This window comes from Streptomyces beihaiensis, from assembly GCF_026274175.1.
Lineage (GTDB): Bacteria > Actinomycetota > Actinomycetes > Streptomycetales > Streptomycetaceae > Streptomyces > Streptomyces beihaiensis.
This window is the reverse complement of record NZ_JAPHNL010000334.1, coordinates 1-14,222: the sequence shown is the minus strand read 5'-3', so window position 1 is coordinate 14,222 and position 14,222 is coordinate 1. Positions and strand designations below refer to the sequence as shown.

Below are 14,222 nucleotides of genomic sequence, written 5' to 3'. Positions count from 1 at the left end.
AAGCCCCCCGGGCGGGCTTACGTTCGTCCCTCTACCGCACCGTCTACAGGCGTAGAGGACCCGGTGACCTGACCGACGAAGGGATGCCGCAGCAGTGATGACCCCCGACCTGAACGCCCGCCACCACGCCGTCCTGCCCGACTGGCTCGCGCTGTACTACGACCGCCCGATCGAGCTCACCCACGGCGAGGGCCGCCACGTCTGGGACGCCGACGGCAACAAGTACCTGGACTTCTTCGGCGGCATCCTCACCACGATGACCGCGCACGCGCTGCCTGAGGTCACCAAGGCCGTCAGCGAACAGGCCGGCCGCATCATCCACTCCTCCACTCTCTACCTCAACCGCCCGATGGTCGAACTGGCCGAGCGCGTCGCGCAGTTGTCCGGCATCCCGGACGCCCGGGTCTTCTTCACCACCTCCGGCACCGAGGCCAACGACGCGGCGCTCCTCCTGGCCACCGCGTACCGCCGCTCGAACCAGATCCTGGCGATGCGCAACAGCTACCACGGCCGGTCGTTCTCGGCCGTCGGCATCACCGGCAACCGCGGCTGGTCCCCGACGAGCCTGTCCCCGTTGCAGACCCTGTACGTGCACGGGGGCGTGCGCGGCCGGGGCCCCTACGCCCACCTGAGCGACGCCGCGTTCATCGACGCGTGCGTGGACGACCTGCGCGACGTGCTCGGCCAGACCCGCGGCGGCGTCGCCGCGCTGATCGCCGAACCCGTCCAGGGCGTGGGCGGCTTCACCTCGCCACCGGACGGCCTGTACTCGGCGTTCCGCGATGTTCTCCAGGAACACGGCATCCTGTGGATCTCCGACGAGGTGCAGACGGGCTGGGGCCGCACCGGCGGGCACTTCTGGGGGTGGCAGGCACACGCACAGTCCGGCCCGCCGGACCTGCTCACCTTCGCCAAGGGAATCGGCAACGGCATGTCGATCGGCGGCGTCGTCGCCCGCGCCGAGGTCATGAACTGTCTGGAAGCCAACTCCATCTCGACGTTCGGCGGTTCACCCGTCACCATGGCGGCGGGCCTGGCCAACCTCTCGTACCTCCTGGAACACGACCTCCAGGGCAACGCCCGCCGCGTCGGCGGCCTCCTCATCGAGCGCCTGCGCGCCATCGGGGTGACGATCCCGCACGTACGGGAAGTGCGCGGCAAGGGCCTGATGCTGGGTATCGAACTGGCGGACCCGGACACGGACGAAGCGATCCCGCGGGCCGCCGCGGCGGTCCTGGAAACCTGCCGCGAACACGGCCTCCTGATCGGCAAGGGCGGCGCCCACAACACGAGCGTCCTGCGGATCGCGCCGCCGCTGTCGTTGACGGTGGCCGAGGCGGAGGAGGGCGCGGCGGTCCTGGAGACCGCGCTCAGAACGGCTGTCTAGGAGCGGTCGAGGCGTGCCGGGCCGTGTCGACAGGCGGCTGCGCCGCGTGAGCGCGGGACCAGCCACGACGAACCCGAGCTCGGCCACGAAGAAGAGCCCCAACAGCGGGAGGAGCAGGCCGATGACAGCCACCGCGGGCCAGGACCACACCCTGACCGTTCGCCAAGTACTGGCCCTGGACCGCCTCACCGCCGGAGAGCCCGAGGTGGTCGCGGGAGCCGACCACCTCGACCACCCCGTCCGCTGGGTCCACGTCGCGGAGGCCGCGGACGTGGGCGTCATGCTCACCGGCGGCGAGATGATCCTCACCACCGGCGTCCTCCTGGCCGACAACCCCCGCACCCAGACGGAGTACATCGAGTCCCTCCACCGCGCCGAGGCATCCGCCCTCGTCCTGGGCCTGGGCCGCGCCTTCCCCGCGCCCCCGCAGCAGATGCGCCGCACCGCCGAACGGTACGGCCTGCCCATGGTGGTGCTGCACCGGCCGTTCCCGTTCGCCCAGCTCACCGAGGAGGTCCAATCCCTGCTCGTACGCCGCAAGTTCGCCGAGGTCAGCCTCTCCGAAGGCATCCGCACCGCGCTCACCGCCCTGATCACGGCGGGCGCCCCGCTGCAGCGGCTGCTCGACGAGGTCGCCACGTACAGCGGCTGCCCGGTCCTGGTCACCAACCTCGCCCACCGCGTCCTCGCCACCGCGGGCGAACACCCCGCCGTCGACGACGTGCTGCGCGACTGGGACCGCATCGCCCGCAGGCCCGGCGAGGTCGACGGCGAGGGCTGGGTCCGCGCCGACCTCGGCGGACGCGGCGAACGCTGGGGCTCGCTCGTCCTGTGCGGCCACCGCGGCGACGAGGCCCGCGCCCGCCTGCTGGCCGATCGCGCCGCTGAAGCCCTCGTGCTGCACCGCATGCTCTCCGGGCCCACCGCCGTGAGCTGGGAGGAGCAGTCGGCGCACGGCCTGCTCGCCGACCTCGTCTCGGGCGTCGTCCCGGCGCGCCGCCTGCTGCCCCGCGCGCGGGCGGCCGGCCTCCCGGTGGGCCGGCGCACCTTCGTCCCGCTCGTCGTCAAGGACGGCGACCCGGAGCAACTCGCCAAACTGCTGCGACTGCTGGGGCAGCCCGGACTCGTCGCCGCACTCGACGGGCAGGGCACCGCGATCCTGCTCAGCCTCGCCCGCGACCAGGCCGCCGAACCGCTCGTCGGCCACGTCGCGGCCCGGCTGCGCGCCGAGACGGGCGAGCCGGCGCTCGTCGCGGCCGGGCCCGCCTGCGCCACCTGGGACGACGTGCCCGACGGGCTCCGGGAGGCGCTGCACGTCGCGGACGCGGTCACGGGCACGCCGCCGGGACTCCCCGACGTCGTCCGGCTCGGGGACGTACGGCTGCGCGGCCTGATGCGGCTGTTGCGCGACGATCCGCGCGTACAGTCGTTCGCCGAGCGGGAGCTCGACGCCCTGCTGGACGCGGACGCCTGCGAGGACACCGCCGCGCTCCTGCCGGTCCTGCGCACCTACCTCGCCACCGGCCGCAACAAGTCCCGCACCGCTCACGCGCACCACATGAGCCGCCCCGCCCTCTACCGCCGCCTGGAGGCCATCGAGGCGCTGCTCGGGCTCGACCTCGACGACTTCGAGCAGGCCGCGTCCGTGCACATCGCGCTCCTGGCGCACGACGCACAGGAGGCGTGACACGGTGCAACGCCGTTCGCCCGTTGACGTGACACGGTGCGACTCGGCCGCTCCGGCGGGAATTCCTATCGTCGGACACCACACCGAGCACCGAGAACCGAGCATCACCCCCAGCCGGAGGTCTTGATGAGCCCTGTGATCCGCGCCGCCGTCTTCCAGACCGCATGGACCGGCGACAAGGAATCCATGATCGAGGTCCATGAGCAGGCGGTCCGTGACGCCGCCGCCCAAGGCGCGCAGGTCCTCTGCTTCCAGGAACTGTTCTACGGCCCGTACTTCTGTCAGGTGCAGGACCCGGCGTTCTACGAGTACGCCGAGGCGATCCCGCACGGGCCGATCGTCCACCGCTTCCAGGACCTGGCCCGCGAGCACCACATCGTCCTCGTCCTGCCGATGTACGAGGAGGAGCAGCCGGGCGTCCTCTACAACACCGCCGCGGTGATCGACGCCGACGGAACGTACCTCGGCAAGTACCGCAAGACCCACATCCCGCAGGTCAAGGGGTTCTGGGAGAAGTTCTACTTCCGGCCCGGCAACAGCGGCTGGCCGGTCTTCGACACCGCCGTCGGAAAGATCGGCGTCTACATCTGCTACGACCGGCACTTCCCGGAGGGCTGGCGCGCCCTCGGCCTCGAAGGCGCGCAGATCGTCTTCAACCCGTCGGCCACCAGCCGCGGCCTGTCCCGCTACCTGTGGCAACTGGAGCAGCCCGCCGCGGCCGTCGCCAACGAGTACTTCGTCGGCGCCATCAACCGCGTCGGCGTGGAGGAGTACGGCGACAACGACTTCTACGGCACGTCGTACTTCGCCGACCCGGAAGGCCAGTTCGTGGGCGAGGTCGCCGACGACAAGGCGCCCGAACTCCTCGTCCGTGACCTCGACATGGCCAAGTTGCGCGAGGTCCGCGACCGCTGGCAGTTCTACCGCGACCGCGCCCCGCACGCGTACCAGCCGCTGACCCGCCCGTAAGCCCCGGACCTGGAGGAGAACATGAGCGCCGTCCGTACCGTCGTCCGCGGTGGTCTCGTCGTCACCGCCGCCGACGAGATGCACGCCGACGTCCTCGTCGAGGACGGCCGGGTGGTGGCCCTGGCGGCCACCGGCAGCGACACCGCCGCGTCCTGGACGGACGCGCGCGTCATGGACGCCCACCAGAAGTACGTCATCCCGGGCGGTGTCGACGGACACACCCACATGGAGATGCCGTTCGGCGGCACGTACTCCGCCGACACCTTCGAGACCGGGACCCGCGCCGCCGCCTGGGGCGGCACCACCACCATCGTCGACTTCGCCATCCAGAGCGTGGGCGGCTCGCTGCGCGAGGGCCTGGACACCTGGTACGCCAAGGCGGACGGCAAGTGCGCCGTCGACTACGGCTTCCACATGATCGTCTCCGACGTGAACGAGGACACCCTCAAGGAGATGGATCTGCTCGTCTCGGAGGGCGTCACGTCCTTCAAGCAGTTCATGGCCTACCCGGGCGTCTTCTACTCCGACGACGGCCAGATCCTGCGCGCCATGCAGCGTGCCGCCGACAACGGCGGGCTGATCATGATGCACGCCGAGAACGGCATCGCGATCGACGTGCTCGTCGAACAGGCCCTCGCCCGCGGCGAGACCGACCCCCGCTTCCACGGCGAGGTCAGGAAGGCGCTCCTGGAAGCCGAGGCCACCCACCGTGCGATCCGCCTCGCGCAGGTCGCGGGCGCGCCCCTGTACGTCGTCCACGTGTCGGCTCGGGAAGCGGTCGCCGAACTGGCCCGCGCCCGCGACGAGGGCCTGCCGGTCTTCGGCGAGACCTGCCCGCAGTATCTGTTCCTGTCCACCGACAACCTCGCCGAGCCGGACTTCGAGGGCGCCAAGTACGTGTGCAGCACGCCGCTTCGGCCCAAGGAGCACCAGGCGGCGCTCTGGCGGGGCCTGCGCACGAACGACCTGCAGGTGGTCTCGACGGACCACTGCCCGTTCTGTTTCAGCGGACAGAAGGAGCTCGGCCGCGGCGACTTCTCCAAGATCCCCAACGGGATGCCCGGCGTCGAGCACCGCATGGACCTGCTCCACCAGGCGGTCGTCGACGGGCACATCTCGCGGCGCCGCTGGATCGAGATCGCCTGCGCGACCCCCGCCCGGATGTTCGGCCTGTACCCGAAGAAGGGCACGATCGCTCCGGGCGCCGACGCCGACATCGTCATCTACGACCCGCACGCCGAGCAGACGCTCTCCGCCACGACCCACCACATGAACGTCGACTACTCGGCGTACGAGGGCAAGCGGCTCACCGGCCGGGTCGAGACGGTCCTCTCGCGCGGTGAACCCGTCATCACGGAACGGGAGTTCACCGGGCGCGCCGGACACGGCACGTACACGCCGCGCGGCACAAGCCAGTACCTGAACTGAGGGGTAAATCCATGGACTTCGGACTCGTCCTGCAGACCGACCCGCCCGCGTCGGCCGTGGTCGACCGGATGAAACGCGCGGAGAGCCTCGGGTTCACGCACGGCTGGACCTTCGACTCGTGCGTCCTGTGGCAGGAACCGTACGTCGTCTACAGCCGCATCCTCGCCGAGACCGAGCACCTGATCGTCGGGCCGATGGTGACCAACCCCGGCACCAGGACCTGGGAGGTCACCGCCTCGACGTTCGCGACGCTCAACGACATGTACGGCAACCGGACCGTGTGCGGCATCGGCCGCGGCGACTCCGCGATGCGGGTGGCGGGACGCAAACCCAACACGCTCGCCCGCATCAGCGAGGCCATGAAGGTCATCCGCGCCCTCGGCCGCGGCGACGAGGCCGACCTCGGCGGCACCACGATCCGCCTCCCGTGGGTGCGCGCAGGCGCGTCGGTGCCGGTGTGGATGGCCGCCTACGGCCCCAAGGCGCTGAAGATGACGGGGGAGGAGGCCGACGGGTTCATCCTGCAGCTCGCCGACCCGTTCCTCACCGAGTGGATGGTCAAGGCGGTCCGGGACGCGGCGGCCGCCGCCGGACGGGACCCGGCGCACATCACGATCTGCGTGGCGGCACCCGCCTACGTCACCGAGGACGACTCGCCGCAGGCGCTCGCCCATGCCCGCGAGCAGTGCCGCTGGTTCGGCGGAATGGTCGGCAACCACGTCGCCGACCTCGTCGCCAAGTACGGCTCCCGTTCCGCGATGGTGCCGCAGGAGCTCACGGACTACATCAAGACGCGCGAAGGCTACGACTACGCGCACCACGGCCGCTCCGGAAATCCCGACACGGCTTTCGTCCCCGACGAGATCGTCGACCGCTTCTGCCTCATCGGTCCCGCCTCCTCACACGTCGAAAAGCTGCGCGAGCTGAAGGAGCTGGGCGTCGACCAGTTCGCCCTGTACGCGATGCACGACGCCAAGGACGAGGTGATCGAGGTCTACGGCCGCGACGTCATTCCAGCGCTGACCGCATGAACTCCCGGAGAACGGACTGCCCATGACCGACATCAGCGCACCGATACCGAAGGAGCTCGCCGCCGACGCCTACCCGGCCGGCAGCCGCTACGCCAACGAGGACCTGCGCCCCGTTCCGCTCGCCGAGCGCCGCTGGACCACGTACAACTTCGTCGCGCTGTGGATCGGCATGGCCCACTGCATCCCGTCGTGGACACTGGCCTCGGGCCTGGTGGCGCTCGGCATGGACTGGAAGCAGGCGGTCCTCACCATCGCGCTCGCCAACGTGATCGTGCTGCTGCCGATGCTGCTGACCGGGCACGCGGGACCGAAGTACGGCATACCGTTCCCGGTTCTGGCGCGGGCCTCCTTCGGCGTCCGGGGAGCCAACCTGCCCGCCATGGTGCGGGCGGCGGTGGCCTGCTGCTGGTTCGGCATCCAGACGTGGATCGGCGGCCAGGGCATCTTCGTCCTCCTCGGCAAGATCTTCGGCGGTTGGGCGGGCGCCGGGAGGATCGGCGGATACCCGTGGACGCTGTGGCTGTGCTTCGTCGTCTTCTGGGTCATCGAACTGGCCATCATCTACCGGGGCATGGACACCCTGCGCCGCTTCGAGAACTGGGCGGCGCCGTTCGTGCTGGTCGGCGCGGTGGTGCTGTTGATCTGGATCGCGCACAAGGCGGGCGGCTTCGGCCCGCTGCTGCACGAGCCGTCCAAGGTCGGCTGGGGACCGGACTTCTGGAAGGTCTTCTTCCCCGGCCTGATGGGCATGATCGGCTTCTGGTCGACCTTGTCGCTGAACATCCCGGACTTCACGCGGTTCGGCCGTGGCCAACGGGCCCAGGTGTGGGGGCAGACGCTCGGCCTGCCGACCACGATGACCGCGTTCGCGCTGATGTCGGTCCTGGTGACGGCCGGTTCCGAGAAGGTCTACGGGGTGGCGATCTGGGACCCGGTGGCGCTCGCGGGCAAGACGGACAACGTCTTCGGGCTGCTCTTCGCGCTCGTCACGGTCTTCGTGGCGACGATCTCGGTGAACGTCGCGGCGAATGTCGTGTCCCCCGCGTACGACCTGGCGAACCTGGCACCGAAGCTCATCTCGTTCCGCACGGGCGCGATCGTCACGGGTGTCATCGGCGTCCTCGTCATGCCGTGGAAGCTGTTGTCCACGCCGGAGCTGTACATCTTCACGTGGCTCGGCGTGGTCGGCGGCCTGCTGGGGACGGTGGCCGGGATCCTGATCGCGGACTACTGGATCGTGCGGCGCACGGTGCTGCATCTGGCGGACCTGTACGTGGCCCGGGGCCGGTACTGGTACCGCGGCGGCTGGAACTGGAGAGCCGTCGCCGCGTTCGTTGCCGGTGGCACACTGGCCGTCGGCGGCTCGTACTCGACGCTGAACGAGAAGGGACACAAGGCAGGCCCCTTCCCGCTCGACGGCCTCATCCCGTTCCTCAAGCCGCTCGCCGACTACGGGTGGGCGGTGGGGCTCGCGGCGTCGCTCGTCGTGTACGTGGCGCTCATGGGCGGCCGCCGCCGGGTGTGACCGTCGGGACCAGGCGCACCGCCACCGCCTTCGACGTCGGCGTGTTGCTGCCGTCGGCCACGCTGTCCAGCGGCACCAGGACGTTCGTCTCCGGGTAGTACGCGGCGGCCGACCCGCGGGGCGTCGGGTAGGCCACCGTACGGAAGCCCGGCGCGCGCCGCTCGACGCCGTCCCCGTCCCACATGCTGACCAGGTCCACGAGGTCGCCCTCCGCGATGCCGAACTCCGCCAGGTCGTCGGCGTTGACGAGCACGACGCGGCGTCCGCCCCTGATGCCGCGGTAGCGGTCGTCGTCCGCGTACGGGACGGTGTTCCACTGGTCGTGCGAGCGGAGGGTCTGGAGGATCACGTGGCCCGCTGGGGCGGTGAGCCGGCTGAACGGGTTCGCCGTGAACACGGCCGTCCCGGTGGGTGTGGGGAACGTACGGCGGTTCACCGGGTTGGGGAGGGTGAAGCCGCCGGGTGCGCGGACCCGGCGGTTGAAGTCCTCGAACCCGGGGACCACGCGGCCGATGCGGTCGCGCACCACGTCGTAGTCGGCTTCGAAGGACGCCCAGTCGATCTCCGGCTTCCCGTCGAGGACCTTGCGCGCGAGGCGGCTGATGACGGCGACCTCGCTGAGCAGGTCCGGCGCGGCGGGTGTCAGGCGCCCCCGCGTGGCGTGGACGTCGCTCATCGAGTCCTCCACCGTCATGAACTGCTCACCACCGGCCTGCACGTCGCGGTCGCCGCGGCCGAGCGTCGGCAGGATCAGCGCGGTCCTGCCGGGAACCGTGTGGGAGCGGTTCAGCTTGGTGGAGATGTGGGCGGTCAGGCGGCAGCCGCGCATCGCCCGTTCGGTGACCTCGCTGTCCGGGGTGGCGCGGACGAAGTTGCCGCCCACGCCGACGAAGACGTGCGCCCGGCCGTCCCGCATGGCGCGGATCGCGTCGACCGAGTCCAGGCCGTGGCGGCTCGGCGGGGTGAAGCCGAACTCCTTGCCGAGCGCGTCGAGGAACGCCTGCGGCATCCGCTCCCACACGCCCATCGTGCGGTCGCCCTGCACGTTGCTGTGCCCGCGCACCGGGCAGACACCGGCGCCGGGACGCCCGATGTTGCCCCGAAGGAGCAGGAAGTTGACGACTTCCCGGATCGTCGCGACACCGTGCTTGTGCTGGGTCAGGCCCATCGCCCAGCACACGATGACGCTGCGCGCGCCGAGCACCCGGCGGTGGACCTCCTCGATCTCGTCGCGGCGCAGGCCGGTCGCGGCCAGGACGTGCGCCCAGTCGAGCGAGCGTATGTGGTCGCTGAACACGTCGAAGCCGCTGGTGTGCCGCTCGACGAAGTCCCGGTCGACGACCGTGCCCGGCGCCTCGTCCTCGGCCCGCAGCAGGAGCAGGTTGAGCGCCTGGAACAGAGCCAGGTCGCCGCCCGGCCTGATCTGAAGGAACTGGTCGGCGATCGTGGTGCCGCGGCCGATCACACCGCGCGCCTTCTGCGGATGCTTGAAGCGCAGCAGTCCGGCCTCGGGCAGCGGGTTGACGGCGACGACGCTGCCGCCGCGCCGCTTGGTCTCTTCGAGGGCCGAGAGCATGCGCGGGTGGTTGGTGCCCGGGTTCTGGCCGACGACGAACACCAGGTCGCTGTCGTGCAGGTCCTCCAGGGTGACGCTGCCCTTGCCGATGCCCAGGGTCTCGTTGAGCGCGGCGCCGCTGGACTCGTGGCACAGGTTGGAGCAGTCCGGCAGGTTGTTCGTGCCGAAGGCGCGGGCGAACAGCTGGAGGAGGAAGGCGGGTTCGTTGGGCAGGCGGCCCGACGTGTAGAAGACGGCCTCGTCCGGGTCGTCGAGCGCGCGCAGTTCGTCGGCGAGCAGCGTCAGCGCCTCGTCCCAGCCGATCGGCTCGTAGTGGTCGCTCGTGGCGCGCTTGACCATCGGTTCGGTGAGCCGGCCCTGCTGGTTGAGCCAGCGGTCGGAGCGCGCGGCGAGTTCGGTCACGGTGTGCCGGGCGAAGAATTCCCTGGTGAGGCGGCGCGTGGTGGCCTCGTCGGTGATGTGCTTGGCGCCGTTCTCGCAGTACTCGTTGAGATGCCGGTGGCCGGGGTCGCCGTCCGGCCAGGCGCAGCCCGGACAGTCGATGCCGCCGTCCTGATTGATGTTCAGGAGCGCCAGCGCGGTACGCCTCGGTGAGGTCCGGCCGAGGGCGTACTTGAGCGCGTGGGCGACGGCGGGGACGCCGGTCGCCCAGGTCTTCGGCGGGCCGACCGAGAGATCGTCGAGATCGTCGTCGGGCTCGGGCATGCCTGTCACCTCGGCTGGTTCGTGGGCGATTCGCGCAGGGGAGGAGGGGAGGAGGGGAGGAGGCGAGTAGGGGAGGAAGAGGAGGGGGAGGGGACGGGAGATCCGTCCGGCGGGTGGACGAATGGTAGGGCAACAGATTTCGCGTTCTGATATATCAGGGCGGTGTGCGAACGCACGCTAAGCGGCCGTGGTTCCCGCCGTCAACACCGCCCGCCCCATGGCGATTTGGCCGCCCCGCTCGACCGGTCTCAGATGATCGCCCGGATCGCCCGCTCGAAGTTGGCGACGTGCTCGGCCGCCACGGCCGACGCCTTCGCCGCATCGCCCTCGATGATCGCCCGCAGCAGCCGCCCGTGCTCGTGCACGTGCTGGTCGAGGTCGGTGAGCCGGTCGAGGAACAGGCACCAGATGCGGGTGGCCAGGTTGTCGTATCCGGTCAGGGTGGCTTCGAGATAGGGGTTGTGGGTGACCGCGTACACCGCTCGGTGCACCGCCATGTCGAGCCGCAGCAGCTCGGTCTCGGCGTCCGTGCCGTGTCCGGGCGGTGCCGCCTCCAGGCAGGCCACGTAGTCGGCGAGCAGTGAGCGGTCGGCGGCGGTGGCCCGCGTGGCGGCCAGGGAGGCGGCCAGTGGCTCCAGCTCCTGGCGGACCTCCGAGATGTGGCTCAGATCGGCGATCTGCACCTCGGTCGCGAAGGTGCCGCGGCGCGGGTAGGCGATGACGAGCCGCTCGATCTCCAGCCGCTTGAGGGCCTCCCTGACCGGGGTGCGGCCCAGTTCGAGCTCCTCGGCCAGCCGGCCGTCGTGGACCGGCTCGCCGGGGCGGATCCGCAGTGTGACCAGGCGGTCGCAGATCTCCTGGTACGCCTGATCGGCCAGCGTCCCGCGGTCCTGGCCGCCGATGGCGGACGTGGAAGCCATTCGTTGCCTCCCTTGGCATCCCTTGACGTGGTCCCGGTCGAGAACTACGGTACCGCAACATCCAACTGATATATCAGTCTCGATCGTATTGCTCTTCAGCTGCTCTTCAGCTGCTCTTCAGTTGCTCGTCAGTTGACCGTCAGATGCCCATCAGTCGCCTCGGACCCGCTCCGCCCCCGATGTGGAAGGCAGCCCATGATGACGACCGCCCGCCCGGCCACCCCTGGTGACGGACTGCCGGACCACCCCGACTTCCTCTGGCGCAACCCCGACCCGAAACGCTCCTACGACGTCGTGATCGTCGGCGGCGGCGGGCACGGCCTGGCCACCGCCTACTACCTGGCCAAGAACCACGGCATCACGAACATCGCCGTACTGGAGAAGGGCTGGCTCGCGGGCGGCAACATGGCCCGGAACACGACGATCATCCGCTCCAACTACCTCTGGGACGAGAGCTCCGGCATCTACGAGCACTCCCTCAAACTCTGGGAAACCCTCGAAGAGGACCTCGACTACCCGATCCTCTTCTCCCAGCGCGGCGTACTGAACCTCGCGCACAACCTCCAGGACGTCCGCGACAGCAAGCGCCGCGTCTACGCGAACCAGCTCAACGGCATCGACGCCGAGTGGCTCGAACCGGACGAGGTGGCCAAGGTCTGCCCCATCGTCAACACCTCACCCGACGTGCGCTACCCCGTGCACGGCGCCACCTACCAGCCGCGCGCCGGCATCGCCAAACACGACTACGTCGCCTGGGGATTCGCCCGCCGAGCGGACGCGTACGGCATCGACCTCATCCAGAACTGCGAGGTCACCGGCATCGACGTCCGGGACGGACGGGTGAAGGGCGTACGGACCACCCGCGGCACCATCGCCGCGGGAAAGGTCGCCCTGGCCGCCGCCGGACACTCCTCGGTCCTGGCCTCCATGGTGGGACTGCGCCTGCCCGTCCAGAGCCACCCGCTCCAGGCACTCGTCTCCGAGCTGCTGGAACCCGTGCACCCGACCGTCGTCATGTCCAACGCCGTGCACGTCTACGTCTCCCAGGCCCACAAGGGCGAACTCGTCATGGGCGCGGGCATCGACAGCTACAACGGCTACGGACAGCGCGGCGCCTTCCACATCGTCGAACGCCAGATGGCCGCCGCCCTGGAGCTCTTCCCCGTCTTCGCCCGCGCCCACATGCTGCGCACCTGGGCCGGCATCGTCGACACCACCCCCGACGCCTCGCCGATCGTCGGCCTCACGCCCGTCGAGGACCTGTACGTGAACTGCGGCTGGGGAACGGGCGGTTTCAAGGCCACCCCCGGCGTCGGCTGGGCCTTCGCGCACACCGTGGCCACCGGCGCACCGCACGAGACCAACGCCCCGTTCACCCTCGATCGCTTCACCACCGGTGCGCTCGTCGACGAGCACGGCGCCGCCGCCGTCGCCCACTGAGCCGCTCGCCCCCGAGCTCACCGACCTGCCCCCAGACCCAGCCGAGGAGACTGCGATGCAGCTCATCCCGTGCCCCTGGTGCGGCCCCCGGGAGGAGGCCGAGTTCCACTACGGCGGCCAGGCCCACGTGGCCCACCCCGCGGACCCGCACGCGCTCGACGACGAGCAGTGGGCCCAGTACGTCTTCTACCGCGACAACCCCAAGGGCCCGTTCGCGGAGCGCTGGACCCACGCGGCCGGCTGCCGCCGCTGGTTCAACGCCCTGCGCGACACCGTCTCCTACGAGATCCACGCCGTGTACCCCGTCGGACAGGAACCCACCGCATGAGCACGCCCTTCCGCAGCCCGGAGCACGGGCGCGTCGACCGCTTCGCCACACTCGGCTTCACCTTCGACGGCACCCGTTACACCGGCCACCCCGGCGACACCCTCGCCTCCGCCCTGCTCGCCCACGGCGTGCACCATGTGGCGAGCTCCATCAAGTACGGGCGGCCACGTGGCATCATGACGGCGGGCCCCGAGGAGCCCAACGCGCTGGTGCAGATCGAGGCGCCGTTCTCCGAACCCATGCTCACCGCCACCACCGTCGAGCTGTACGACGGGCTCGTCGCGCGCGGACTCGGCGGGCAGGGGCGCCTCGCCACCGAGCCCGACCCGGCCCGGTACGACACCAAGCACCTGCACGCCGAACTGCTCGTCGTCGGCGCCGGTCCGGCCGGGCTCGCCGCGGCGCTCGCCGCCCGCGGCACCGGCGCCCGTGTGGTCCTCGTCGACGCCAACCCCGAGCTCGGTGGGAGCCTGCTCGGCACCGCGCAGCCCGTCGACGGCCGCCCCGCCCAGGAGTGGGTCGACGCCGCCGTGCGCCGCCTCGCCGCCGACCCCGACATCACGGTCCTGACCCGCACCACCGCCTTCGGCCACTACGACGACAACCTCGTCCTCGCCCTGGAGAAGCGCACCGACCACCTCGGCGCCGCCGCCCCCCGCCACCTCGCCCGGCAGCGCGTCTGGCGCATCCGCGCCCGGCAGGTCGTGCACGCCACGGGCGCCACGGAACGGCCCGTCGCCTTCGACGACAACGACCGGCCCGGCATCATGCTGGCGTCCGCCGCCCGCACCTACCTGCACCGGCACGGAGTCCTCGTCGGCCGTCGGGCCACCGTCTTCACCACCAACGACAGCGCGTACGCCGCGGCGCTCGAACTCGCCGACGCGGGCGTGGAACTGGCGGCCGTGATCGACGCCAGGGCCACAGCCCCCGACCACCTGGCCGACGCGTGCGCCCGGCGCGGCATCCCCGTACACACCGGTCACGTCGTCACCGGCACCAGCGGCGTCGAACGCGTCCGCCGCGTCCATGTCGCCCAACGCGGCGGCGGGTCCGCGCCGCGGCGCCGCGGCATCGACTGCGACACGCTGCTCGTCTCCGGCGGCTGGAACCCGGCCGTCGCCCTGTTCAGCCAGGCTCGCGGCGCCCTGCGCTACGACACCGGGCGCGCCGCGTTCGTGCCCGCCCGGCCCCTGCCGACCGTGCGCACGGCGGGCGCCGCCGAC

Annotated in this window: 11 protein-coding genes; 9 read left to right on the top strand and 2 right to left on the bottom strand. The window is 70.9% G+C overall.

Features of this window, described 5'->3' with window-relative positions; all coding sequences use genetic code 11:
* The first annotated feature begins 97 nt into the window (after positions 1-97).
* From OFY01_RS31320 to OFY01_RS31295, 6 genes are all read left to right on the top strand, one after another.
* Positions 98-1,387 (top strand): aspartate aminotransferase family protein, encoded by a 1,290-nt coding sequence (locus OFY01_RS31320; protein WP_266605707.1) that lies wholly within the window; start codon positions 98-100, stop codon positions 1,385-1,387.
* Positions 1,388-1,508: 121 nt separating this feature from the next.
* Positions 1,509-3,074 carry a PucR family transcriptional regulator gene (locus OFY01_RS31315; protein ID WP_266605705.1) on the top strand — a complete coding sequence of 522 codons (1,566 nt, stop codon included), beginning with the start codon at positions 1,509-1,511 and terminating at the stop codon, positions 3,072-3,074.
* 126 nt (positions 3,075-3,200) lie between these two features.
* Positions 3,201-4,043, top strand: coding sequence for a nitrilase-related carbon-nitrogen hydrolase (locus OFY01_RS31310; RefSeq protein WP_266605703.1), 843 nt, complete (start codon positions 3,201-3,203; stop codon positions 4,041-4,043).
* Positions 4,044-4,064: 21 nt separating this feature from the next.
* On the top strand, positions 4,065-5,471 hold the full coding sequence (gene hydA, locus OFY01_RS31305) for a dihydropyrimidinase (RefSeq protein WP_266605702.1): 1,407 nt from the start codon (positions 4,065-4,067) through the stop codon (positions 5,469-5,471).
* 11 nt (positions 5,472-5,482) lie between these two features.
* Complete coding sequence (locus OFY01_RS31300; RefSeq protein ID WP_266605701.1) at positions 5,483-6,502, top strand: TIGR03842 family LLM class F420-dependent oxidoreductase; 1,020 nt, start codon at positions 5,483-5,485, stop codon at positions 6,500-6,502.
* A 22-nt stretch (positions 6,503-6,524) separates the two neighbouring features.
* On the top strand, positions 6,525-8,027 hold the full coding sequence (locus OFY01_RS31295) for an NCS1 family nucleobase:cation symporter-1 (protein WP_266605699.1): 1,503 nt from the start codon (positions 6,525-6,527) through the stop codon (positions 8,025-8,027).
* On the opposite strand, the gene OFY01_RS31290 is transcribed toward OFY01_RS31295, so the two are convergent.
* On the bottom strand, positions 8,002-10,308 hold the full coding sequence (locus tag OFY01_RS31290; RefSeq protein ID WP_266605697.1) for an FdhF/YdeP family oxidoreductase: 2,307 nt from the start codon (positions 10,306-10,308) through the stop codon (positions 8,002-8,004). The genes OFY01_RS31295 and OFY01_RS31290 overlap by 26 nt on opposite strands.
* Positions 10,309-10,556: 248 nt before the next feature.
* Positions 10,557-11,228 (bottom strand): GntR family transcriptional regulator, encoded by a 672-nt coding sequence (locus tag OFY01_RS31285; protein WP_266605695.1) that lies wholly within the window; start codon positions 11,226-11,228, stop codon positions 10,557-10,559.
* Positions 11,229-11,426: 198 nt separating this feature from the next.
* Between OFY01_RS31285 and OFY01_RS31280 the strand changes: the two genes are divergently transcribed.
* From OFY01_RS31280 to OFY01_RS31275, 3 genes are all read left to right on the top strand, one after another.
* Positions 11,427-12,668, top strand: a complete 1,242-nt coding sequence (locus OFY01_RS31280; protein WP_266605728.1) for a sarcosine oxidase subunit beta family protein — start codon at positions 11,427-11,429, stop codon at positions 12,666-12,668.
* Between the two features lie 55 nt (positions 12,669-12,723).
* Entirely contained in the window at positions 12,724-12,996 is a 273-nt protein-coding gene (locus tag OFY01_RS32715) for a sarcosine oxidase subunit delta (protein WP_407700463.1), read from the top strand.
* A partial coding sequence (locus tag OFY01_RS31275) for a 2Fe-2S iron-sulfur cluster-binding protein (protein WP_407700462.1) occupies positions 12,993-14,222 on the top strand: 1,230 nt, incomplete at its 3' end. The genes OFY01_RS32715 and OFY01_RS31275, both read left to right, overlap by 4 nt.